This window comes from Streptomyces sp. JLBJ103, assembly GCF_058215575.1.
The window spans coordinates 312,199-334,464 of sequence record NZ_CM177089.1 but is presented as its reverse complement, the minus strand read 5'-3'; the positions used below and the strand labels follow the sequence as shown (position 1 = coordinate 334,464).

20 protein-coding genes are annotated in these 22,266 nt (G+C 71.4%); 11 read left to right on the top strand and 9 right to left on the bottom strand.

Going from position 1 to position 22,266, the window contains the following annotated elements; all coding sequences use genetic code 11:
• The first annotated feature begins 82 nt into the window (after window positions 1-82).
• Window positions 83-2,755, top strand: coding sequence for a SpoIIE family protein phosphatase (locus AC4BEG_RS01360; protein ID WP_490704055.1), 2,673 nt, complete (start codon window positions 83-85; stop codon window positions 2,753-2,755).
• Window positions 2,756-2,800: 45 nt separating this feature from the next.
• Here AC4BEG_RS01360 and AC4BEG_RS01355 read toward each other — a convergent pair whose 3' ends face one another.
• Window positions 2,801-2,992: a GNAT family N-acetyltransferase gene (locus AC4BEG_RS01355; protein WP_490704054.1), complete on the bottom strand. Its 192-nt coding sequence runs from the start codon at window positions 2,990-2,992 to the stop codon at window positions 2,801-2,803.
• Window positions 2,971-3,615: a cysteine hydrolase family protein gene (locus AC4BEG_RS01350; RefSeq protein ID WP_490704053.1), complete on the bottom strand. Its 645-nt coding sequence runs from the start codon at window positions 3,613-3,615 to the stop codon at window positions 2,971-2,973. Before AC4BEG_RS01350 ends, AC4BEG_RS01355 begins: the two co-directional genes overlap by 22 nt.
• A gap of 228 nt (window positions 3,616-3,843) precedes the next feature.
• On the opposite strand from AC4BEG_RS01350, the gene AC4BEG_RS01345 reads away from it, so the two are divergent.
• Window positions 3,844-4,770 carry an aminoglycoside phosphotransferase family protein gene (locus tag AC4BEG_RS01345; protein WP_490704052.1) on the top strand — a complete coding sequence of 309 codons (927 nt, stop codon included), beginning with the start codon at window positions 3,844-3,846 and terminating at the stop codon, window positions 4,768-4,770.
• A gap of 40 nt (window positions 4,771-4,810) precedes the next feature.
• On the opposite strand, the gene AC4BEG_RS01340 is transcribed toward AC4BEG_RS01345, so the two are convergent.
• Together AC4BEG_RS01340 and AC4BEG_RS01335 are read right to left on the bottom strand one after the other, a co-directional pair.
• Entirely contained in the window at window positions 4,811-5,614 is an 804-nt protein-coding gene (locus tag AC4BEG_RS01340; protein ID WP_490704051.1) for an SGNH/GDSL hydrolase family protein, read from the bottom strand.
• Entirely contained in the window at window positions 5,601-5,945 is a 345-nt protein-coding gene (locus AC4BEG_RS01335; RefSeq protein WP_490704050.1) for a PadR family transcriptional regulator, read from the bottom strand. The genes AC4BEG_RS01340 and AC4BEG_RS01335 overlap by 14 nt, the downstream gene beginning before the upstream one ends.
• Window positions 5,946-6,086: 141 nt before the next feature.
• Between AC4BEG_RS01335 and AC4BEG_RS01330 the strand changes: the two genes are divergently transcribed.
• Entirely contained in the window at window positions 6,087-6,539 is a 453-nt protein-coding gene (locus tag AC4BEG_RS01330) for a nuclear transport factor 2 family protein (RefSeq protein ID WP_490704049.1), read from the top strand.
• A gap of 63 nt (window positions 6,540-6,602) precedes the next feature.
• On the opposite strand, the gene AC4BEG_RS01325 is transcribed toward AC4BEG_RS01330, so the two are convergent.
• The gene (locus AC4BEG_RS01325) at window positions 6,603-7,793 is read right to left on the bottom strand and encodes a DUF3533 domain-containing protein (protein WP_490704048.1); all 1,191 of its coding nucleotides are present in this window, start codon (window positions 7,791-7,793) and stop codon (window positions 6,603-6,605) included.
• A 94-nt stretch (window positions 7,794-7,887) separates the two neighbouring features.
• Between AC4BEG_RS01325 and AC4BEG_RS01320 the strand changes: the two genes are divergently transcribed.
• Window positions 7,888-8,553, top strand: a complete 666-nt coding sequence (locus tag AC4BEG_RS01320) for a TetR/AcrR family transcriptional regulator (RefSeq protein WP_490704047.1) — start codon at window positions 7,888-7,890, stop codon at window positions 8,551-8,553.
• A gap of 129 nt (window positions 8,554-8,682) precedes the next feature.
• Window positions 8,683-9,324: a LysE family translocator gene (locus tag AC4BEG_RS01315; RefSeq protein ID WP_490704046.1), complete on the top strand. Its 642-nt coding sequence runs from the start codon at window positions 8,683-8,685 to the stop codon at window positions 9,322-9,324.
• A 34-nt stretch (window positions 9,325-9,358) separates the two neighbouring features.
• On the opposite strand, the gene AC4BEG_RS01310 is transcribed toward AC4BEG_RS01315, so the two are convergent.
• Window positions 9,359-9,799 (bottom strand): Lrp/AsnC family transcriptional regulator, encoded by a 441-nt coding sequence (locus AC4BEG_RS01310; RefSeq protein ID WP_201880467.1) that lies wholly within the window; start codon window positions 9,797-9,799, stop codon window positions 9,359-9,361.
• Window positions 9,800-9,965: 166 nt separating this feature from the next.
• Between AC4BEG_RS01310 and AC4BEG_RS01305 the strand changes: the two genes are divergently transcribed.
• The 3 genes from AC4BEG_RS01305 (at window position 9,966) to AC4BEG_RS01295 (ending at window position 15,930) form a co-directional block, all read left to right on the top strand.
• The gene (locus AC4BEG_RS01305) at window positions 9,966-13,469 is read left to right on the top strand and encodes an indolepyruvate ferredoxin oxidoreductase family protein (RefSeq protein ID WP_490704045.1); all 3,504 of its coding nucleotides are present in this window, start codon (window positions 9,966-9,968) and stop codon (window positions 13,467-13,469) included.
• Between the two features lie 27 nt (window positions 13,470-13,496).
• A complete protein-coding gene (locus AC4BEG_RS01300) occupies window positions 13,497-14,636 on the top strand; it encodes an acyl-CoA dehydrogenase family protein (protein WP_490704044.1) in 1,140 nt (379 codons plus the stop codon).
• Window positions 14,637-14,826: 190 nt separating this feature from the next.
• A complete protein-coding gene (locus AC4BEG_RS01295) occupies window positions 14,827-15,930 on the top strand; it encodes a branched-chain amino acid aminotransferase (RefSeq protein ID WP_490704043.1) in 1,104 nt (367 codons plus the stop codon).
• Between the two features lie 16 nt (window positions 15,931-15,946).
• Here AC4BEG_RS01295 and AC4BEG_RS01290 read toward each other — a convergent pair whose 3' ends face one another.
• Both AC4BEG_RS01290 and AC4BEG_RS01285 read right to left on the bottom strand, forming a co-directional pair.
• Complete coding sequence (locus AC4BEG_RS01290; protein WP_490707329.1) at window positions 15,947-16,171, bottom strand: ferredoxin; 225 nt, start codon at window positions 16,169-16,171, stop codon at window positions 15,947-15,949.
• Window positions 16,172-16,176: 5 nt separating this feature from the next.
• Window positions 16,177-17,412 carry a cytochrome P450 gene (locus tag AC4BEG_RS01285; RefSeq protein WP_490704042.1) on the bottom strand — a complete coding sequence of 412 codons (1,236 nt, stop codon included), beginning with the start codon at window positions 17,410-17,412 and terminating at the stop codon, window positions 16,177-16,179.
• 372 nt (window positions 17,413-17,784) lie between these two features.
• On the opposite strand from AC4BEG_RS01285, the gene AC4BEG_RS01280 reads away from it, so the two are divergent.
• Window positions 17,785-19,764 (top strand): glycoside hydrolase family 84 protein, encoded by a 1,980-nt coding sequence (locus AC4BEG_RS01280; protein WP_490704041.1) that lies wholly within the window; start codon window positions 17,785-17,787, stop codon window positions 19,762-19,764.
• A 97-nt stretch (window positions 19,765-19,861) separates the two neighbouring features.
• Here AC4BEG_RS01280 and AC4BEG_RS01275 read toward each other — a convergent pair whose 3' ends face one another.
• Window positions 19,862-20,329 (bottom strand): lamin tail domain-containing protein, encoded by a 468-nt coding sequence (locus AC4BEG_RS01275; protein WP_490704040.1) that lies wholly within the window; start codon window positions 20,327-20,329, stop codon window positions 19,862-19,864.
• Between the two features lie 268 nt (window positions 20,330-20,597).
• Here AC4BEG_RS01275 and AC4BEG_RS01270 point away from each other — a divergent pair, with 268 nt between their 5' ends.
• Window positions 20,598-21,404 carry an AAC(3) family N-acetyltransferase gene (locus tag AC4BEG_RS01270; RefSeq protein WP_490704039.1) on the top strand — a complete coding sequence of 269 codons (807 nt, stop codon included), beginning with the start codon at window positions 20,598-20,600 and terminating at the stop codon, window positions 21,402-21,404.
• 103 nt (window positions 21,405-21,507) lie between these two features.
• A complete protein-coding gene (locus AC4BEG_RS01265) occupies window positions 21,508-22,266 on the top strand; it encodes a class I SAM-dependent methyltransferase (RefSeq protein WP_490704038.1) in 759 nt (252 codons plus the stop codon).

Sequence of the window (22,266 nt, the reverse complement as noted above, 5' to 3'; positions counted from 1 at the left end):
ATAGGGGGTGATCGGATTTTTCGGTCGATCGAGGCGTTCCGTGCATATCCCCTCCCGGCGGCGCCTCCGCTCCCTGCTGGGCATGCGCAGCATCGCCGGGCAGGTCTTCGCCGTACAAGTGGTGCTCGTCGTCGTGCTCATCGTCGTCGCGACGATGGCGCTGGTCTTCCAGGCGCGCAACGACAGCGAGACGGAAGCCATCAACCGGTCCACCGCCGTCGCCCACACCTTCGCCAGCTCGCCCGGCACCGAGGCGGCCATGCGCTCCAGCAACCCCAGCAAGGTGCTCCAGCCCCGGGCCGAACTGGCCCGCAAACGGGCGGGCCTGGACTTCGTCGTAGTGACGAACACCAGGGGCATCCGCTACACCCACCCCCTGCCGCAGTACATCGGCAAGGAGGTCGTCGCCAACTGGCGGCCCGCCGTCAAGGGCAAGGTGGTCACCGAGACGGTGAACGGCCCCCTCGGCAAGGAGGTGCAGGCCACCCTTCCGATCCGGAACTCTCACGGACGAGTCATCGGCCTGGTGTGCGCCGGGATGACGGCCAAGGACGTCACCGGCCGGGTCAAGCACCAGCTGCCGCTGGTGTTCGGCACCGCCGCGGGCGCACTGGCCCTCGCCACCGGAGGTACCGCGCTGGTGGGCGGGCGGCTGCGGCGTCAGACCCGCGGACTGGGCCCGGCTCAGATGATGCGGATGTACGAGCACCACGACGCGGTGCTCCACTCCGTGCGCGAAGGTGTGCTCATCGTCGACGACCAGGGGCGACTGGTGCTGGCCAACGACGAGGCCCGGCGGCTGCTCGACCTCTCCCCGGACTCCGAGGGCCGCCATGTCTCCGAGCTGGGCCTCGATCCGCGTACCGAGGAGCTGCTCACCTCCGGACGGCTGGCCACCGACGAGGTGCATCTGGCCGGGGACCGGCTGCTGGCCGTCAACCAGCGCCCCACCGGCTGGGACGGCGGACAGCCCGGCAGCGTCACCACCGTGCGCGACACCACCGAACTGCGCGATCTCTCGGGCAAGGCCGAGGTGGCCGAGAAGCGGCTGCGGCTGCTGTACGACTCCGGCTCGAAGATCGGCAGCACCCTCGACATCGTCCGAACCGCCGAGGAGCTCGTCGAATTCGCGGTCCCGTGGTTCGCCGACTACGCCACCGTCGACCTGGTGGAACCCGTGATGCGCGGCAATGAACCCGCGGGCAGCGCGATGCGCCGCACTGCCACCACCGGGATCCGTCCCGACCACCCGCTGTGGCGCATCGGCAAGCTGATCACCTATGTCAGCGCCGCGCCCCAGGCGTTCGGCTTCGGCGCCGGACGGCCGGTGCTCGAGCCGGATCTGCGCTCCTTCGGGGGCTGGGCGGAGCAGGACCCGGAGCAGGCCGCGCGGATCGTGAACTACGGCATCCACTCGATGATCACCGTTCCGCTGCGGGCCCGTGATGTCACCCTGGGCCTGGCCACCTTCTGGCGCTCCGAGAAGCCCGAGCCCTTCGACGAGGAGGACGTGGCCCTCACCGAGGAGCTCGTCGCCCGCGCCGCCGTGGCCATCGACAACGCCCGCCGCTACACGCGCGAGCACGCCATGGCCGTCACCCTCCAGCGCAGCATGCTGCCCCAGGGCCTGCCCGAGCAGGACGCCCTGGAGGTGGCCCACCGCTATCTGCCCGCCCAGGCCGGGGTGGGCGGCGACTGGTTCGACGTCATCCCGCTGCCCGGCGCCCGCGTCGCCCTCGTCGTCGGCGATGTGGTCGGACACGGTCTGCACGCCGCCGCCACCATGGGGCGGCTGCGTACCGCCGTCCACAACTTCTCCGCCCTCGACCTGCCGCCGGACGAGCTGGTCGGCCACCTCGACGAGCTGGTGACCCGCTTCGACCAGGACCAGGCCGCGGAGGACCACGACGCCCCGGCCATCACCGGAGCCACCTGTCTGTACGCCATCTACGATCCGGTCACCGGACGCTGCACCATGGCCAGGGCGGGCCACCCCGGCCCGGCCGTGGCGCACCCCGACGGCACCGTGACCTTCCCCGAGGTGCCCCTCGCCCCGCCGCTCGGCCTGGGCGGCGAGCCCGTCGAGACCGCCGAGCTGCGGCTGCCCGAGGCCACCCGGCTGGTGCTCTACACCGACGGCCTGATCGAGGACCGTGGCCGGGATGTCGACGCCGGGCTCGACATGCTCAAGGCCACCCTGGCCGGACACCCCGAACGCGACCCCGAGCGGACCTGCCGGGCGGTCTTCGAGACCATGGCCTCCCCGCACCCCAGCGATGACATCGCCCTGCTCGTCGCCCGCACCCGGCTGCTGGCCCCCGACGCGGTGGCCGACTGGGACATTCCCTCCGACCCCGCCGCCGTCGCCCGCATCCGCACCGAGGCCGACCGGCTGCTCGCCGGATGGGGACTGGACGAGGTCGGGTTCACCACCGAGCTGATCCTCAGCGAACTGGTCACCAACGCCATCCGCTACGGCTCCGAACCCATCCGGGTCCGCCTGCTGTGCGGCCGCAGCCTCATCGTCGAAGTGTCCGACAGCAGCAGCACCTCGCCCCATCTGCGCCGCGCGGCCACCACCGACGAGGGCGGGCGGGGTCTGTTCCTGGTGGCCCAGTTCGCCCAGCGCTGGGGCACCCGCTACACCCCCAACGGCAAGATCATCTGGGCCGAGCTGCCGCTGACCGGTGTCGCCTCCCCATCCCTGCGCACCGACGAGGATCTGCTCGACCAGTGGGACGACGTCCCAAGCTGACCGGGGTGCGGCCGGACCCCGGCCGGTTCCGAACGGTCCAGCCGGTCAGGAGCGGCCCGGTGCCACCAGCTGATCGGCGAGCAGATCCATCAGCAACCCGTCGCGCAGGGTGCCGTCCGGGCGCCGCTCGTACCGCCGCATGATGCCCACCGGACGGAAACCGAGCCGCCGGTACAGCCGGACCGCCCCCGTGTTGTCCACCGCGGGGTCGAGGGTCAGCCGGTGGTGTCCGGCCACCTCGAACGCAGCCGAACGGCGCGCCCCTCGATCACCGCGTCCGCGGCCTCCCGGGGAACGGTGTCGAAGGGAACGTCCACGGCCCGCGCCACGATCTCGATCTCATCGCCCAGCGCCCATTCGGCCGCCCGCGACGCCATCGCCGCCGGAACCGTCGCACTGATGCCCTCCGCCGCCGGAACGTCGTACGTGGCATGGGCGTCGTGGGGCATGACCACCCGGTAGTCCAGCTCCAGCGCGGTGCGAGCCGTCGCGCTCACACACATCTCGGACATCACCCCGCACACCGCGAGCGCCCGCACCCCCGCCCCGGTCAGCAGCTCCGCCAGTGCTGTCCCATGGAAACCGTCGTCCTCCGTCTTGCGGATCACGACCTCCCGCGGCCCCTCCACCACCGGCAGGTACAGCTCCCAGCCCGGTGTCCCCGGCTCGTCCGGCTCCCCTTCCGGTGCGTCGTTCTGAAGGTGGACAACCAGCGCCCCGGCCGTACGGGCCCGGTCCAGCAGGTCCTTGGTGCGCTCGAGCACCCTCGCCGCGTCCGGTACGGCCTGTGGACCGGAGACGAAGGCTGTCTGCATATCGACAACGAGCAGGGCGTGTACGGGGGATACGAGGTCACTCATGGCGCGATTATCCGCGCCTCCGACCGGATGCTCCGGTCATTTTCCGTTGCGCGGTGGCTGCGCCTCCCGGGGCCGTTTTCGGGGCCGGGCAAGCAACTGCGCGTAGGGTAGGGGAATGCTTTGACGCCTGCCCGAGCCACGGGCACCCCCAAGAACTCCTTCGTCCGTCGTATCCCGGCTCCCGGCAACCCGGACCCGGGCTCCGGAACCCACGAAGGAGACCTTTCCATGACCACGTCGACGCGCTTCGACGTTCCCGAGACCTTCGCCCTGTCGTACGGCGCGCACGGCGCCGAGGAGCGCGCTTGGCTCGCCCAACTGCCCCGTATCGGTGATGACTTCCTCGACCGCTGGGCGCTGCGGCCCGACGGTCCGCCCGCGCACGGCATGGCCTCGCTGGTCCTGCCCGTCCGCCGGGCGGACGGCACACCGGCCGCTCTCAAGCTCCAGCGGCCCCGGGAGGAGACCGCCGGTGTCGCCGCCGGGCTGCGCGCCTGGCACGGTCAGGGCATGGTGTGTCTGCTCGACCACGACGAGGAGAGCGGCACCCAGTTGCTGGAACGGCTGGACGCCGGGCGACCGCTGTCCGCGGTGCCCGACGACCACGAGGCCCTGCGGATCCTGGCCGCACTGCTGGCCCGTCTGGTCGCCGTACCGGCCCCCGAGGGGGTGCGCGGGCTCTCCGGCATCGCCACCGCCATGCTCGACCAGGCCCCAGAGGCGATTCCGGCCCTGCGTGACCCCGCCGAACAGCGGCTGGTGCGCAACTGCGCTTCGGCCGTCGCCGAGTTGACCGATGAGCCCGGCGACCGGCTGCTGCACTGGGATCTGCACTACGACAATGTGCTGGCGGGGGAGCGGGAACCCTGGCTCGCCATCGACCCCGAACCACTGGCCGGAGACCCCGGGTTCGAGCTGCTGCCCGCACTGGACAACCGATGGGACGAGGTGGTGGCCACCGGTGATGTGCCGCGTGCGGTGCTCCGCCGCTTCGACCTGCTGACCGAGGCCGTCGGCGCGGACCGGCGGCGGGCGGTCGGCTGGACACTCGGCCGGGTGCTCCAGAACGCCCTGTGGGACATCGAGGACGGCAAAACCGCCCTCGATCCCGTCCAAGTGGCCATCGCTACCGCCGTGTTGAAGCGTTCGGCGTAGCGCCACCTGCGCCGGTGATCCACCCCTGACGGTGGCGGTCTCACGGTGACGACGTGTCCCCGGGGGCCGCCACCGGCAGCAGCTCCGGACGCTTGGCAACGCGATTGTCGCCCGAGGAGCGGCCCCGCAGCCGTCTGCCGAGCCAGGGGCCGAGAAACGATCCGGCCCAGCGCAGTTCCGTTCCCACCGCGCGCCACCCCACCGGGACGGGTGTGTCCGGAGGGGGCAGCGGAAGCGCCCAGGAGCCGTCGCTGCCCGGGAGCCGGAGGGCCTCGGCCACGGCGGCGGCGATCCGTTCGTGACCGAGCGGCGCGGCGTGCAGCCGGTCCGGACTCCACAGCCGCTGATCGGTGACGACCCGGTGGTGCGCGGTCTCGGCGACCACCACGCCATGGCGTTCGGCCGCGGCGCGGATCCGCCGGTTGAGGGCGTCGACACGGGGGCTCAGCGGGCGCGCGAGCGGGGTGATCCGTGCGACGTCGGGAAAGGTGAGGGTGGCCACGCGGGCCCCCGCTGCGGTGAGTTCGGCGAACATCGCCTCCAGATGGCCCGCCGTCTCGTCCGCGTCGAACCGGGGCCGCAGCAGATCGTTCATCCCGGCGACGACGGTGGCCAGATCGGGGCGCAGGGCGAGTGCGGGGCGGAGCTGCTGGGTGTGCACATCGGCCGCGAGACGGCCCCGTACCGCCAGGTTGGCGTAGTGCAGACCGGCGTGGTGGACCGCGATCCGCTCCGCGAGCCGGTCGGCCCAACCCCGCGGCACGCCGGTGTTGTCACCGTCGCCGAGCCCTTCGGTCTGACTGTCGCCGAGGGCGACATACCGCAGATACTCAACCCCGGGCACGGGCCGCCCGCCTCTCCTCGAGGACCGCCGCACCGCGCAGACACCAGTCCCGGTTGCCCTCCTCGAAGGCCAGCCCGCGCAGACAGGTCAGATACGGTCCGATCCGGTCGCCATGGCGCAGGAACTCCTCCTCGTCGCGGTCACCGCGCATGGTGCGCAGCAGTGAGCCGAACAGCTCGACCTTGGCCTCGGCGAAGGTGGCCCGCTCCCGCAGCTGCTGCGGCAGGGCGTGCCAGAAGTTCGCCACCCCGGTGTCGAACGCCTTGGCCAGCTGATAGCCACTCAACTCCTCGTGCAGCAGTGCCGCCAGTACGGCATGACGCAAGGCCATCGGGCCGTTCTCCTCCCTCGCCGCTCCCGCTCTGTTCGCCGGACCGCACCGCATGATACTCAAGAAAATGACTAATCACCTTCATGAGTCGCTGCCCGAGCGTGCTGCCTGAGCGGCCTCATGAGCAGGAGGAGGTACGCCATGACGACCGCAGACCGCTTCCGGGCCGCCGTCGAGAACGGTGACCGGGCCGCCCTCGAGGACCTGTTCACCGACGACATCCGCTTCTACAGCCCGGTGAAGTTCACCCCGTTCGAGGGCAAACCCATGGTGACGGGCCTCTTCGGTGTCCTGCTGCGTACCTTCGAGGGCTTCCGCTACCTCGGACACTTCGACGGCGCGGCGGAGACCAGCTCCGACGGCGCCATGACCCCGTCGGCCGTGCTGCCCTTCCGTGCCACGGTGAACGGCAAGGAGATCCATGGCATCGACCTCCTCCAGTTCGACGAGGCGGGCAGGATCCGGGAGTTCACCGTGATGGTCCGCCCGCAGTCGGCGGTGCGTGTGCTGGGCGAGGCGGTGTACGCCGGGCTGGTGGCCGACGGCCTCGTCACCGCCCCGGACACGGGGAAACCGGCCGGCACACCGGCCTGAGTACCACAGGGCCCGGGTCCGCACCGGGGGAGCGGTGCGGACCCGGGCGGTCTGGACAACCGGTCAGGCGCGGGCGCCCGCCGGGTCTGTCTCGGGCGACAGCCGCCGGTGTATCAGCGTGGCGGCCGCGACGGTGGCCAGCACCCCGCCGAGCGCGTAGGCGACGAGCACCGCCAGATTCCCGGTGATCCCGTGGCCGGAGAAGTACACGAGGTGGCGTACGGCATGGGTGGCCGCGCCGTTGGGCAGTGCGGAGCCGATCGCGTGCCAGAACGGGGGCAGCAGATCGGAGCCGTACGCCCCGCCCGCGCTGGGGTTGCCCAGCACCACGAACAGCAGCACCGTCACGCCGATTCCCAGCACACCGAAGAGCACCTGGAAGGCGATCGTGACGGCCGCCGCGCCGAAGACCACCAGCGCGCCCAGCGCCGACAGGGCGAGGAAGTGGTCGTTGAGGGCACCGAGTACGGGACCCACGATCGCCGCACCGCCCAGACCGGAGACGACCGCGTACGGCACCGCCGCCAGCAGCCGCGCCGCGGCACGCCGGACGGAGGCGGGACGTGCGCCCTTGGACACACCCAGCAGCGCGGCGAAGAGATAGCCGCCGACCGTCCACCCCACCACGAGGTAGAAACTGCTCAGCCCGCGGGCGTCTCCCGGCTGGGCCGGGACCGCGTCGACCACCGAGACCGTGCGCTTCTGGCTCTGCTCGGCCTGAGTGATCACCGATTCCACCGCGGTCGCGGTGGACGCGCCCCCGGCCCCGGCCACCAGCAGCCGGTCGTTCCGCGACTTGGGGTTCACGATCAGCGCGCCACTGGTGTTCCCCTCGCGCAACTGCGCTCGGGCCGCCCGTTCATCGGCGGCGGCGGTCGCCTTCAGCGGGTGACCCGGTATCGCGTTGATCTTCTGCACCACCTGCTGGGCCGTCCGCTCCGGCGCCACGACCGCGATCGGGACCCGGTGCGGCTGGGGGTGGTGGAACGCGCCCACGTAGGACAGCACAAAGCCCAGCTGCAGCAGCAGCGCGCCCGCGATCATCGCCGTCATCCGCGGGGTGACCGCGGTGCGCAGTTCGGCCCAGAAGCCGACCGGGGCCTTGGTGCCGGGGCGCGGCTCCTCGGCCGGCCGCTGCGCGGTCTCCTGGCGCTCTTCCTGATCTCCGCGCTCTGCCCCGTGGTCTTCCTGATCCTCGCGCGCTTCCTGATCTCCGCGCTCGCGATCCTCGCGGTCGGTGTCCGCCTGACTCACTCGACTGCACTTCCTCACTGCGTTCGAAAGGTCTCCCCGTTTCGATACATGAGTGTATCGGATGCATTCATGTATCGAACGCTAGGATGGGCGCATGGCTGACGTCAGTAACAGCGCACTGGACCGGCGGGCGCTGCGCACCGGCCTCCGGGCGGACGGCACTCCCGCGCGCGTCACCCGGCGGCGTGCCGAAACCCGGGAGCGCCTGCTCTCCGCCGCACTCTCGGTCTTCGCCGAGCGTGGCTTCGGCCGCGCGGGGATCGAGGAGATCTGTGAGGCGGCCGGATACACCCGCGGCGCCTTCTACTCCAACTTCGACAGCCTCGACGAGCTGTTCTTCGCGCTCTATGAGCAGCAGGCCGCGCACACCATGACCCAGGTGCACGCCGCGCTGGCCGGAGCCACCCCCGACGAGGGGCTGCCGTCCCTGCTGGACCGGGTCATCAACGCCCTGCTCATCGACCGGACCTGGGTCCTGGTGCGCACCGACTTCCTGCTGCACGCCGCCCGCAACCCCGAGACCGCGGCCGCCCTGATCCGGCACCGCGAAGCGATCCGCGAGACGCTGCAACCGGTCGTCGTGGGCGCGGTGGACCTGGCTGCCATGCCGCATGCGCTGCGCGACCCCGAGGCCCTCACCAGCGCGGTCATCACCATCCATGACGCGGCGGCGACCAGGCTGCTGCTCGATCCGGATCTCGCGACCCTGCGGCCCTGGCTGCGGGACATGCTCACCGCGCTGCTCAGCCCCCGCGCGTAGCGGCCGGTCGCACATCCCTCTGGGCTGATCCGGCGGCTGGGCGGGAACCGTTCGCCCACAGCGGCCAACGGTATGATCCCTTACCCAGGAAACGTGGCGCGTTCCACGGCGTGGAGGTGGGGGGCCGAGATGTTCACCGACCGATTGCTCGAGTTCGGCGCGATGTCACTGCTGGTGATCGTGATCCCGGGCCCCAGTGTGCTCTTCATGATCGGCAGGGCGCTGGCCCACGGCCGCCGCACCGTCATGGCGACCGTGCTGGGAAACACGCTCGGCTCCTATCTCCTCGTCATCGCCGTCGCGTTCGGTCTCGGTTCGCTGGTCGAACGCTCCGCGGCCGTCTTCATGGCCGTGAAGCTGGCCGGCGCGGCCTATCTGATCCACCTCGGCGTGCAGGCGTTCCGGCGCCGCAAGGACATGAAGCTGGTCACGGTGGACACGCCCGCGCAGCCCGCCCGCGGCGATCTGCGCACGGTCGCCGACGGCTTCATGGTGGGTGTCACCAACCCCAAGGGCCTGGTCTTCTTCGCCGCCACCCTCCCGCAGTTCGTGGACCACTCGGCCGGTGCGCTGCCCAGCCAGATGCTGGTCCTCGGCCTGGTTCCGATCTGCATCGGCCTGGTCACCGACACCCTCTGGGGACTGACGGCCTCGGCGGCCCGCACCTGGTTCGGCCGCTCCGAGCGCCGCTTGTCGATGATCGGGGGAGCGGGCGGATTCGCCATGGTCGGTCTGGGAGTGACGGTGGCGGCCACCGGCCGCCCGGACTGAGCCCCCACCGCGCGGCACGCCACGGCCCGCCCGCTCAGGCGGTGCGCGTCCAGGAACCCAGCACCATCAGCGTCTTGGTGCCGGTGACCTGCCCGGCCCGGCGCAGTCCGTCGATGATCTGCTGAAGGTGCTCGATGTCCCGTACCCGCACATGCACCAGCGCGTCCGGGTCACCGGCGATGGTGAACACCGCCTGCACCTCAGGGACCTCGTACGCGGTGCGGACGATCTCCCCGACCGGGGTGGTGCCGGTGTACGACAGCTCCACGAACGCCTCGATGCCCCAGCCCAGCTTGGTGTGGTCGATCTGCACCGTGAACCCGGTGATCACCCCGCTCTCCCGCAGCCGGTCCACCCGGCGCTTGACCGCGGCCACCGACAGCCCCACCTCGGGTGCCATTTCGGAGAACGTACGGCGCCCGTCCTCGCGGAGCATGCGCAGCAGTTGGCGGTCCACCTGGTCTATCTCGGTCATCGGCACACCCTCCACGGCCCCGGTCGGACGCAACTAATTTTACTCGGCGCCGGGTATTCAAGGAATGCTTTGCGTCTCTGATCGAATCTCTCACAACTTACTTGTGCCCCAGGGGTAGGTGTTGCTGTCCTGAACGCTCGAACCCCACGACGACGAGGAGGCTCGAGTGACCACCGACCTTGCTGCGGTATCGCTGCACGACAAGTACACGGCCCGCGGCGGGCGGGTGCTGATCTCGGGCATCCAGGCACTGGTCCGGCTGACGTTGGAACAGCGCCGCCTCGATGAGGAGCGCGGGCTGAACACCCGCGCGTTCGTCAGTGGCTATCAGGGGTCGCCGCTCGGCGGAGTCGACCTGGAGATGGGCCGCGCCCACCGCTTCCTCGACCCCGCCGGAGTGGTGTTCCAGGCGGGTCTGAACGAGGAGCTGGCCGCGACCGCGGTGGCGGGCACCCAGCTGCTGGACCAGGTCCCCGGCAGTCGCCACGACGGCGTCACCGGATTCTGGTACGGCAAGAACCCCGGCCTGGACCGGGCGGCCGACGCCATCCGCCATGCCACGGTGGCCGGTACGGCCCCGCTCGGCGGCGCCGTGGCCTGGATCGGCGACGACCCGGCGAGCAAGTCGTCCACCGTGCCCAGCTCCTGTGAGCCGATGTGCCAGAGCCTGGCGATGCCGCTGCTCGCCCCCGGCTCCGTCGCCGAGATCATCGAGTTCGGGCTGCACGCCGTGGCTCTGTCCCGCGCCAGCGGCCTCTGGGCCGGGCTGAAGATCGTCGCCGATATCGCGGACGCCTCGGCCACCGTCGACCTGGACGGGGTCGTCCCGGACATCCCCGCCCCGCGCCGTACCACCCGCGGCACCCTCCCCACCCTCGTCGGCCCCGCGTCCCTGGACGCCGAGCACGACATGCTCACCCGCCGCCTCGACCTCGCCCGCGCCTACGCCCGCGACACCAGCCTGAACCGGATCACCTACAGCGCCCCCCGCGCCACCCTCGGTGTGGTGGCCTCCGGCACCTCCTACGCCGTGGTCCAGCGCGCCCTGGCCGACCTCGGCATCGACGAGGCCGCCATGGAGACGCTCGGACTCCGGCTGATCCGGCTGGGGATGCCGTATCCGCTGTACGCCGAGGACCTGGTCGCCATGACCGGTGACCTCGAGCAGGTCCTCGTCGTCGAGGACAAGGTGCCCTTCCTCGAAGGACATCTGAAGGAAGCCCTCTACGGCACCAAGGACGCCCCGGTCGTGGTGGGCCGCCATCGCGAGGACGGCCGCCCGCTGCTCACCGCGCGCGGCACCCTCGAGGCCGAACACATCGCCACCGCCCTGGCCGACCGCATCGGGACGGAGCGGCTGCCGCACACCGCCACCGCCCATCTGACCTCCCTCGCCCCGAAGACCCCGGCCCGTATCGCCCTGCCGACCGTGTCGGCCCGCACCCCGTACTTCTGCTCCGGCTGTCCGCATTCCGCCTCGACCCGCACCGACAGCGACACCCTCGTCGGCGCGGGCATCGGCTGCCACGTGATGATCGCCCTGGACGGCGCGGGCCGCGGCCATCAGATCGGTCTGACCCAGATGGGCGGCGAGGGCGCGCAGTGGATCGGTCTGGCGCCCTTCACCGACGACCGCCACTTCGTCCAGAACCTCGGCGACGGCACCTTCCACCACTCCGGATCCCTCGCCATCCGGGCCGCGGTGGCCGCGGGCGTCACCATGACCTACAAGCTGCTCTACAACGACGCGGTGGCGATGACCGGTGGCCAGCGCGCCGAAGGCCGCCTGGACGTACCCGCCCTGACCCGCTGGCTCGCCCTCGAAGGGGTGCGCAAGGTCGTCGTCACCACAGCTCAGCCCGAGGACTACCGCGGTGTCCGGCTGGACCCGATCGCCACCGTGCGCCACCGCGACGACCTGCCCGAGGCCGAGAAGTCCCTCGCCGCCACCGAAGGCGTCACGGTCCTCATCCACGACGACCGGTGCGCCGCCGAGGAACGCAGACTCCGCAAGCGTGGTCAACTACCCACCCCCGCCGAGAAGGTGGTCATCAACGAGCGGGTCTGCGAGGGCTGCGGCGACTGCGGCGATGTGTCGACCTGTCTGTCGGTCCACCCCGTCGACACCGAGTTCGGCCGCAAGACCCGTATCCACCAGCCGTCCTGCAACTCCGACTTCAGCTGTCTGAAGGGCGACTGCCCGTCCTTCCTGCTCGTCGAGCCCAAGGCCGGGGCCGAGGGGCCGGCCACCAAGCGGCGGCGCGCCGTTCCGCCGCTGCCGGTGGAGCTGACCGACCCCGTCCCGGCGGTCACCGGGGACAGCACCCTGGTGCGGATGCCCGGCATCGGTGGCACCGGTGTGGTGACCGTCTCCCAGATCCTCCAGATGGCCGCCCATCTCGACGGCCGCTACGCCGCGGGGCTCGACCAGACCGGACTGGCCCAGAAGGGCGGCCCCGTCGTCAGCGACGTACGCATCTCGACCACGCCGGTGACCGGCGCGCTGCGCGCCTCCCGCGCCACCGCCGACGTCCTGCTCGGCTTCGACCTGCTCGGCGCCGCCGCCGACAGCAACCTCAACGTCGCCCGCCCCGGACACACCATCGCGATCGTCAACACCGCCATCGTGCCCACCGCCGCCATGGTGACCAACCGGGTCGTCCTCCCCGGCTCCCCGGACGACTCACTGGAGCGCATCGCCTCCGCCACCCGCCCCGAGGCCAATGTCCACCTCGACGCCCAGGGCCTGTCCGAGGCGGTCTTCGGCGACCATATGCCGACCAACACCCTGCTCATCGGAGCCGCCTTCCAGAGCGGCTGTCTGCCGCTGTCCGCGCGCGCCATCGAGGACGCCATCCGCCTCAACGGCGCCGCCGTGGACACCAACCTGGCGGCGTTCGCATGGGGACGTGCCGCCGTCATCGACCCCGAGGCCGTCCGGCGCGCCACCACCACCCCCGAGCGGCCCGTCGTGGACATCACCCCCGCCGCCCGCACCCTCGCCTCCGCCGTCGCCGCCGACGGACGGCTCCAGGACACGGTGGCGCTGCGCAGCGCCGACCTGGTGGCTTATCAGAACGAGGCGTACGCCCGGCAGTACACCACCGATGTCCGGGAGGTGGCCGCCACCGCCCGGGAGCGGGTGGGTGAGGAGAACGGCGAGCGCATCGCCCTGGCCTACGCCCAGGGCCTGCACAAGCTCATGGCCTACAAGGACGAGTACGACGTGGCAAGGCTGCATCTGGACAGCGTCGAACGCGCCAAAATCACCGAGGAGTTCGGCCCCGGCGCCACGGTTTCCGTCATGCTGCACCCGCCCGCCCTGCGCGCGCTGGGCATGAAGCGCAAGATGCGGCTGCGGCGCACCGCCCCCGCCGTCTTCCGCACCCTGTACGCTCTGCGGAGGGTGCGCGGCACCCGGCTGGACATCTTCGGCTACGCGCGGGTCCGCCGCGAGGAGCGCGCCCTGATCGAGGAGTACCGCCACCTGGTCCGGGACGCACTGACCCAGCTGACCGCGGACAACACCGCTGAGGTCGAGGAGTTGGTGCGGCTCGCCGAGGGCATCCGCGGCTACGAGGACATCAAGCTGGCCCGTATCGCGGAGTTCCGCGACCGCGCCCGCGCCGCCCTCGCCGAACTGAGCACCCCCACGGCCGTTTCCGCCTGATCCGCCAGCCCCAGACCAGGAGCCGCCATGCCCGTCGACCGTCTGCTGCCCACCGGGGAAGCCGAGGATCTGATCGACCTCGTCCGGGACATCGCCGACAAGGAACTCGTCCCGCGCGTCGAGGAACACGAACGTGCCGAACGCTATCCCGAAGGGCTGTTCCGACTGCTCGGCGAGGCCGGTCTGCTGAGCCTGCCCTGCTCGGAGGAGTACGGCGGCGGCGACCAGCCCTACGAGGTCTACCTCCAGGTGCTGGAGGAACTGGCCGCGCGGTGGGCGGCCGTGGCCGTGGCCGTCAGCGTGCACACCCTCGCCTCCTTCCCGCTGCTCACCTTCGGCACCGAGGCGCAGCGCGCCACCTGGGCGGAAGACGTGCTGGCAGGCCGTCTCGTCGGTGGCTACAGCCTCTCCGAGCCCCAGGCCGGATCCGATGCGGCCGCGCTGACCTGCCGCGCCGACAAGGGCCCGGACGGGTACCGGATCAACGGCGCCAAGGCGTGGATCACCCACGGCGGCAAGGCCGACTTCTACGCCCTCTTCGCCCGCACCGGCTCCGGCAGCGACGGCATCTCCTGCTTCTTCGCCCCCGGACAGGCCGACGGCCTCACCTTCGGCCGCCCCGAGGAGAAGATGGGGCTGCACGCCATCCCCACCACCGCCGCCTTCTGGGACGGCGCTCTCCTCGGACCCGAGCGGCTCATCGGCAGCGAGGGCCAGGGGTTGCACATCGCGCTCAGCGCCCTGGACTCCGGCCGTCTGGGCATCGCCGCGTGCGCCACCGGACTGGCCCAGGCCGCCCTGGACGCCGCGGTCGACTACGCCCATGAACGCACCACCTTCGGGCGCAAGATCATCGACCATCAGGGGCTCGGTTTCCTGCTGGCCGACATGGCCGCGGCCGTCGACTCTGCCCGCGCCGCCTACCTCGATGCCGCCCGCCGCCGTGACCGGGGACGTCCGTACGGGCGCCAGGCCAGCGTGGCCAAACTCGTGGCCACCGACGCCGCGATGAAGGTCACCACCGACGCGGTCCAGGTCTTCGGCGGCTACGGCTACACCCGTGACTACCCCGTCGGGCGCTATATGCGCGAGGCGAAGATCATGCAGATCTTCGAGGGGACCAATCAGATCCAGCGGCTGGTCATCAGCCGTCATCTCGCCCGCTGACCCGCTGACCCGCTGACCCGCTGACCCGCTGACCCGCGTACCCGCCGAAGCCGTCGAACCGGCGACACGCACCGGCACCCTGCCGCCCGGGAGCACCGGAAGAACACCGGTGTGCCCCGGGCCGCCGCGGACCGTACCGCACCCCCAACCCCCGCCTGGCCACAGGCCCGAGTGCTTGCGAGGACGCAGCGTGACACCACCTCACCTCACTTTCGAGCGGCGCCCCCACCCCTCGCCCCGGCCCGCCGCGGAGCGGGAGGCGATCCTCGCCGCGCCCGGTTTCGGCCGCCACTTCACCGACCACATGGTGACGATCGCCTGGACCGAGGACCGCGGCTGGCACAACGCCCGGCTGGAACCGTACGCGCCGATCCCCATGGACCCCTCGAACATGACCCTGCACTACGGGCAGGCGATCTTCGAAGGGCTCAAGGCGTACGCCCAGCCGGACAAGACCGCGGCCATGTTCCGCCCCGAGGTCAACGCCCGCCGGTTCCAGCTCAGCGCCCGTCGGCTGGCCATGCCCGAACTGCCGGTGGACGCCTTCGTCGAGGCATGCGAACTGCTGGTCCGCGAGGACGCGGCGTGGATCCCGCAGGAGCCCGAACACACCCTGTATCTGCGGCCGTTCATGATTGCCTCGGAGAACTCACTGGGTGTCCGGCCCGCCGCGAGCTATCTTTTCGCGGTCATCGCCACCCCCGCCGGTGCCTACTTCCCCGGCGGGGTCGAGCCGGTGTCCGTATGGGTGTCCCAGAGTTACGTCCGCGCCGCCCCCGGTGGCACCGGCGCCGCCAAGTGCGCGGGAAACTACGCCGCTTCACTCCTCGCCCAGGCCGAGGCGGCGCAGCAGGGCTGCGACCAGGTGGTCTGGCTCGACGCGGTGGAGCGCCGCTGGATCGAGGAGGTGGGCGTGATGAACCTGTGCTTCGTCTACGGCACGGGCTCCGATGGCACCATCGTCACCCCGCGGCTGACCGACACCCTGCTGGCCGGTGTCACCCGTGACTCCCTCCTGTCACTCGCCCATGAACTGGGCTATGCCACCCGCGAGACCCGGATCAGCGTCGAGGACTGGCAGACCGGCTGCGCCGACGGCTCCATCAGCGAGGTGTTCGCCTGTGGCACCGCGGCCGTCATCACCCCGGTCGGACAGGCCAGGACCGCGGACGCGTCGTGGACGATCGCCGACGGGCGGCCCGGCCCGGTCTCCCTGCGGCTGCGCGAGGCACTGCTGCGGCGGCAGGCCGGTGCGGACGCCGATCCGCACGGCTGGTTGCACCCCTGCACCTGACCGGGCGGGGCGCCGGTCACCGCCCGGTGTCCCGCTCGCCCGCGCACTCGTCCACCGTGCGGATGACACTGTTCGGGCAGCGCCGTTCGGCGAGGCGGGCCTTGTGGTGGAGCGCCGGCGGCGGCTGTTCGTCGACCACCACGACCAGGCCGTCGTCCTCGGACTGGTCGAACAGCTCCGGCGCGGACAGCACACACTGACCGGCGCCGCGGCAGCGGCCGCGGTCCACCTGGATCCGCATCGCGCTCACCGGTCGTCCCAGGTGACCGGGAGCCGGTGGACCCCGTAGACGAGCATGTCGTGCCGCAGCGGCACCTGGTCGGGCGGCACCGCGAGACGGAGCGTGGGAAAGCGCCGGAGCAGCGCCGGAAAGGCCGTTCGCATCTCCATCCGGGCCAGATGCTGACCCAGACACTGGTGCATCCCGTGGCCGAAGGCGAGGTGCTGCCCGGCGTCGCGGGTGACGTCCAGGTCGTCGGGTGCGGGGAAGAGCGAGGGGTCCCGGTTGGCCGCGGCCAGCGACGCGACCACCGTCTCACCGGCGCGCACCCGCACCCCGGCGATCTCGACGTCCTCCCGGGCCGTGCGGACGGTGCCGAACTGGACGATGGTCAGATAACGCAGCAACTCCTCGACCGCGTGGTCGGCCAGCTCCGGCCGCTCGCGCACCAGCGCCGCCTGCCCGGGGTGGCTCAGCAGGGCGTAGGTGCCCAGGCCCAGCATGTTCGCGGTGGTCTCGTGTCCCGCGACGAGCAGCAGCAGCCCCACACCGGTCAGCTCCTGGTCGGTCAGCGGACGCTCGCCGTCCGCGGCGGTGTCCGCACCCTGCACCAGCCCGGACAGCAACGCCTCGTCCGGCTGCCGCCGTTTGGCCGCCACCAGACGCCGCATGTAGTCCCACAGCGCGTCCCGGGCGGCGAAGAGCTCCGCCTCCTCCCGGTCGAGCCCGAACAGGGTGAACGTCCACCGCTGGAAATCGGCCCGGTCCTCGTACGGCACCCCCAGCAGCTGACAGATCACCAGCGAGGGGACCGGGCGGGCGAACGCCGCCACCAGATCGGTGGGCGGGCCGGTGTGTTCCATCGCGTCCAGGTGGCCGGTGACGACCTCCTCGATGTCCGGCAGCAGTCCGCGCAGCCGCCGGACCGTGAACCACCGGGCCAGCAGCCGTCGGTAGCGCGTGTGCTCGGGCGGATCCATCTCGATGAACGACCCCACCCGCCGGGAGTCGTTCGCCCGGACGGGGAGCGCGCGGACGGGGGAGGAGGCCCGCTCCCGGTCCGAGCTGAACCGGTCGTCCGCCAGCATGGTGTGGACATCCTCATAGCGGGTGAGCAGCCAACCGACGTTGCCGTCGGGAAAGGCCAGTCTGCCGGCCCGCCCCTCCTCGCGCAGTTCTCCGTAGCCGTCGGGCGGATCGAACGGACAGCTGCGATGGCGGGGCAGGGAGACCGGAGACGATCTGGACGAAGCGACCGACACGGGAGCGCCTCCCTTCCGGGTGACCGGATCCTCCTTTTCGAGCGTAATGCGGGTGCGCGGGCATCGCTTCCGATGTCCGGTCCGGCCTGCGACGAGCTTGGAAATAGTGTGCCAAGCGGCCACGTCTGGCGGCGAGGCGGGGGCGAGGTGCCCCGCGCGACGGCGTCCGGGGCTCGGCCGTGGCGTAACGCAATGACCCTGGAAAACTCGGCCGGTCCGCGCCGTTGACCGGCCTGCGCGCTGCTGTAAGACTCTCGAGGCAGCCCAGTGGTTTAGACCACTTGTGGTGCTCTGTGTCCCGCCCCGCCGCAGTCCCGGCCCCGCACGACCCCGGCCGGAACCTCCCCGCGTGAGCATTGGAGACCTGACCTCGTGAGAAGACGCCTGATCGGGCTCGGCGCCCCGCTCGCCGCCTTCGCCACCATCGCCGTCACCGGGCTGAGCGCCCCGCCACCGTCCTCCGCGGCCCAGCCCGCCGCCGCGGCGTTGCCCGCCATCTCTCCCACTCCCCAGTCCCTCGTCCGCGACGGTGCCGACGTGTCCGTTCCGCGCCGGGTCGTCCTGGTCGTGGATCAGCGCACGGACGCCGCGGCCAAGGACCGCCTCATCGCGTTCCTCACCGCACACGGCGTGGACCGTGTCGAGGTCACCGGCCCCGACGACCCGCCCCCGGCCTCCGGACGCGGCCTGACCGTGCTGCTCGGATCCGACTCCCGGCCGGATATCGCCGACGCCCTGGGCGGCACCGCCGCTCCCGGGCGCGCGGAGGGCTATGCGTTGCGCGTAGGCCATCACCGCCACGGACCCTCCGTCGTGGCACTCGGTGGCCACGACGGCGCCGGGCAGTTCTACGCCGTCCAGACCCTGCGCCAGCTCTTCCGCCCCACCGGCGGCGACCGCTGGTCGGTGTACGGGGTCCGGGTCAGCGACCATCCCTCGATGGCCCTGCGCGGCACGATCGAGGGCTTCTACGGCACGCCGTGGACCCATCAGGAACGCCTGGACCAGATGGACTTCTACGGCGATGTGAAGGCCAACACCTACATCTACGCGCCCAAGGACGACCCCTACCACCGGGGCAAGTGGCGGGATCCCTACCCGGCCGACAAGCTGGAGGAGTTGGGCGAGCTCGTCCGTCGTGCGACCGCCAACCACGTCCGCTTCACCTTCGCGGTCTCTCCCGGCGGATCCATCTGCTATTCCGACCCCGCCGACCGCCGCGCCCTGAAGGCCAAGCTCCAGGCCCTGTACGACCAGGGCACCCGGGCCTTCTCCATCCCGCTGGACGACATCAGCTACACCAAGTGGAACTGTGACGGTGATCGCGCGGCCTACGGCGCCCCCGGACGTGGCGCGGCCGCCGCGGCCCAGGTCGATCTGCTCAATGACATCCAGAAGGACTTCATCGCCACCCATGAGGGCGCCCGGCCCCTCCAGATGGTCCCCACCGAGTACGGCGATCTGACCGACACCGCGTACAAGCAGAAGCTCCGGAGCGCACTCGACCCGGCGGTCGAGGTGATGTGGACGGGCACGGACGTCGTCCCGCCCAGCATCACCACCGCCCAGGCGGACGCGGCCTCGGAGCTCTTCGGACGGAAGGTCTTCGTCTGGGACAACTATCCGGTCAACGACTACGGGAACACCAGCGGCCGGCTGCTGCTCGCTCCGTACGACAAGCGCGAGCCCGGCCTGTCCGAGCACCTGAGCGGGCTGGTGGCCAACCCGATGAACCAGCCCTACGCCAGCAAGGTCGCGGTGTTCGGCGCCGCCGACTTCGGCTGGAACGACCGTGCCTACCGGGCCGGGGCGAGCGGGCGGCGCGCCATGTCGTATCTCGCCGGTGGCGATCGCCGGGCCACCGGTGCCCTGCTGGTCTTCGGCGACCTCGAGCATCTGGCCCCCACGTTCGGGGACACCCCCTGGCAGAGCCAGGCGCCTGTGCTGACCGCCCGGATCTCCCGGTTCTGGACCGCCTGGGACGGTGACGGCGCCGACCGCGACACGGCGCTCCGGGAACTGCGTGCCTATCTGCGCGGCATCCGGGAGGCACCGGCCGTCATCCGCGGTGGTGCGGTGCAGAAGGGCTTCACCACCGACGCCGCCGCCTGGCTGGACGCCACCGAACTGTGGGGCGCGGCGGCGGTGAAGATGGCCGACGCGCTCGCCGCGTGGCACCGGGGCGACCAGGGCCGGGCCGATGCGCTGGTTGCCGCCTCCCGTGAACTCCGGGGCGAGGCCGAGGCGGTGCGCACCACTCCCGCCCGCAACACCTGGGGCGAGGTACGGCCCAAGGTGGGCGACGGCGTCCTGGACACCTTCCTGGCCCAGGCCGCCGAGCGCATCGACTAGCCAGGTGTTCGGCGGGGTCAAGTGGGGGCGGCCCCGGTGTGCCACGTCCGAGGACATGGCGCACCGGGGCCGCCGTGGTGTGCCGGCTCAGCCGGGCTCAGCGGTGGTGGCGGTAGGTGCCGTGACGGCCCCAGGACTTGGCGTCCACGACACGACCGAGGTCGTTGCGCAGGATCGCGGTGTCCCCGTCGTTGTTCCAGATGTAGGTGCGCGAGCCTTGGTAGACGTCGCGCTCGGTGTCGCGGCCGGAGCCGGTGCGGACCCGCACGGACTCGTAGCCGCGCAGCGTCAGGTCCTCGAAGCGGTAGACATGGCGGGCGGTGTCGGCGAGGGTCCAGCCGCTGAGGTCGACGCGCCGGCGGCCGGTGTTGGTGATGGTGACCCACTCCGCGGCGAGGCTCCGACGAGAGTAGTCGTCGCTACCGGGGCTGTTGTGCTGAACCTTTCCGATGACTACGCGCCAGTCGTGGTGCATCCCGGTGTGGGCATCGGCCGGAAGTGCGGCGGTGCCGAGCAGAGCGGTGGCGGCGAGGCTGCCTGCGGCAAGGCGGGTGAGTCGAGTCATGGTGACCCCTAGGTGTGCGGGGACGGCTGTGCGCCGTCCCGTTGATCGAGTCCCGGCGATGGCCGGGGAGATCACTGTGCCGTGCCGAATGCCGCAAAGCCGGGCGAAACACCCATCTATTACACAATACGGACAAATTTTGCCTTGCTCATAGCAAGGGCGGACTTTCCGACGGTGTGGTGGGCAGGACGGCAGCCGCTCCGGGCGTTGGCGCAGTCCGTCGAAATCCGGTGGTACGCACCGCCAGGGCCCCTGCACACTCCCTCTCATGCCGACAACAGCGTCCACCGGCCCGCTCTGCACCCGGGATTCACTCGCCGCCGAACTGCGTGATCTCGGACTGCGCCCGGGGGAGACCCTCCTGGTCCACTCCTCCCTCAGCGCACTGGGCTGGGTCTGCGGGGGCGCGGGCACGGTCGTGCAGGCGTTGCTCGACGTCCTGGGCCCGGACGGAACGCTGGTGGTGCCGACGCACTCCGGCGACAACTCGGATCCGGCCGGCTGGTGCAATCCGCCGGTGCCCGAGTCCTGGTGGGCCGAGATCCGTGCCGCGATGCCGGGCTACGATCCGCGCACCACACCCACCTGCGGCGTCGGCCGGATCCCCGAGACCCTCCGCACCTGGCCCGGCGCCCTGCGCAGTGCCCATCCGCAGACCTCCTTCGCGGCCCTCGGGGCGCGCGCCTCCGCGATTGTGGACGGTCATGCCCTGGATTGCCGACTGGGCGAACGCAGTCCGCTCGCCCGGCTGGAGGAAGCGGCGGCGCGGATCCTGCTGCTGGGTGCGGGCTTCGGCTCCTGCACTGCCTTCCACCTCGCCGAGTACCGGATTCATGCGCCGCAGGCCGATAACTCCTTCGCCGTCATGACCCCACGCGGCCGCCGCTGGCACACCGTTCGCGACACCTCCATCACCGAGGAGCGCTTCGCGGAGCTGGGGGCGGACTTCGCGAGGGAACGGCCGGTGATACGCGGCCGGGTGGGCGCGGCCGATGTGCGGCTGTTCGCCCTGCCCGACGCGGTCGCGTACGCCGAGGTCTGGCTTGCCGAACACCGCCCGCGCCCGGTCCGATGAGGTGTCCCGGGTCGTCGGTCCGGTCCGTGGCCGTCGCCCAACCATGCGGGGAATTACGGTGATTCACATCCCTTGCGGAGGGTCAGCAGGTGAGGATGGGGAGATGACCACTGCCTCGCGTGCACACTCCTTCAACATGGCCGCCGCCCAGTACGCCGCGAGCCGCCCCTCCTATCCACCCGCCCTCTTCGACGCTGTCGAAGAGCTCATAGGACGTTCCCTCACGGGTGCCCGAGTCGCCGATGTCGGGGCGGGCACCGGGATCGCCACCGCTCTGCTGCGCGAGCGCGGCGCCGATGTGATCGCCGTCGAGCCCGGCGACGGGATGGCCGCCGAGTTCCGTGCCGCCCTTCCCGATGTGCCGCTCGTACGGGGCGACGGCAACGCGCTGCCGCTCGCCGATGCCTCCCTCGACCTCCTCACCTACGCGCAGTCGTGGCACTGGACCGACTCCGGCCGCTCCGTTCCCGAGGCGCTGCGTGTGCTGCGTCCGGGAGGTGCGCTCGCCCTGTGGTGGAACATCTCCGCCCCCGATGTGCCGTGGATCTCCGCGCAGCACGAGCGCATCGCACACCACTGCGGAGTGACACCACCTCCCGCGGCACGCCACGACAACAGCCAGGCCACTCGGCTCGCGGGGCTCGAAGGGCTGCGCCCGACACGGCGCCAGGTGCGCTGGAGCCGTACGGTCTCCCTCGATCTGCATCTGTCCAACATCGCCACTCATTCGGCGTTCCTCGTGCTCGGCGAAACCGGCGCACAGGCGTTCCTCGCCGAGGAGCGCGCCCATCTGCGGGAGATCTTCCCGGACGAGAGGGTGGAGGAGGCTTACGAGGTGGACCTTCTGGTGGCCATGCGCTGA

Excerpts from the sequence above, each read along its gene's own strand:
- AC4BEG_RS01360 (WP_490704055.1), top strand. The coding sequence starts at position 83 with ATGCGCAGCATCGCCGGGCAGGTCTTCGCCGTACAAGTGGTGCTCGTC.
- AC4BEG_RS01350 (WP_490704053.1), bottom strand. The coding sequence starts at position 3,615 with ATGAGTGACCTCGTATCCCCCGTACACGCCCTGCTCGTTGTCGATATG.
- AC4BEG_RS01345 (WP_490704052.1), top strand. The coding sequence starts at position 3,844 with ATGACCACGTCGACGCGCTTCGACGTTCCCGAGACCTTCGCCCTGTCG.
- AC4BEG_RS01335 (WP_490704050.1), bottom strand. The coding sequence starts at position 5,945 with ATGGCCTTGCGTCATGCCGTACTGGCGGCACTGCTGCACGAGGAGTTG.
- AC4BEG_RS01330 (WP_490704049.1), top strand. The coding sequence starts at position 6,087 with ATGACGACCGCAGACCGCTTCCGGGCCGCCGTCGAGAACGGTGACCGG.
- AC4BEG_RS01320 (WP_490704047.1), top strand. The coding sequence starts at position 7,888 with ATGGCTGACGTCAGTAACAGCGCACTGGACCGGCGGGCGCTGCGCACC.
- AC4BEG_RS01315 (WP_490704046.1), top strand. The coding sequence starts at position 8,683 with ATGTTCACCGACCGATTGCTCGAGTTCGGCGCGATGTCACTGCTGGTG.
- AC4BEG_RS01310 (WP_201880467.1), bottom strand. The coding sequence starts at position 9,799 with ATGACCGAGATAGACCAGGTGGACCGCCAACTGCTGCGCATGCTCCGC.
- AC4BEG_RS01300 (WP_490704044.1), top strand. The coding sequence starts at position 13,497 with ATGCCCGTCGACCGTCTGCTGCCCACCGGGGAAGCCGAGGATCTGATC.
- AC4BEG_RS01290 (WP_490707329.1), bottom strand. The coding sequence starts at position 16,171 with ATGCGGATCCAGGTGGACCGCGGCCGCTGCCGCGGCGCCGGTCAGTGT.
- AC4BEG_RS01275 (WP_490704040.1), bottom strand. The coding sequence starts at position 20,329 with ATGACTCGACTCACCCGCCTTGCCGCAGGCAGCCTCGCCGCCACCGCT.
- AC4BEG_RS01270 (WP_490704039.1), top strand. The coding sequence starts at position 20,598 with ATGCCGACAACAGCGTCCACCGGCCCGCTCTGCACCCGGGATTCACTC.
- AC4BEG_RS01265 (WP_490704038.1), top strand. The coding sequence starts at position 21,508 with ATGACCACTGCCTCGCGTGCACACTCCTTCAACATGGCCGCCGCCCAG.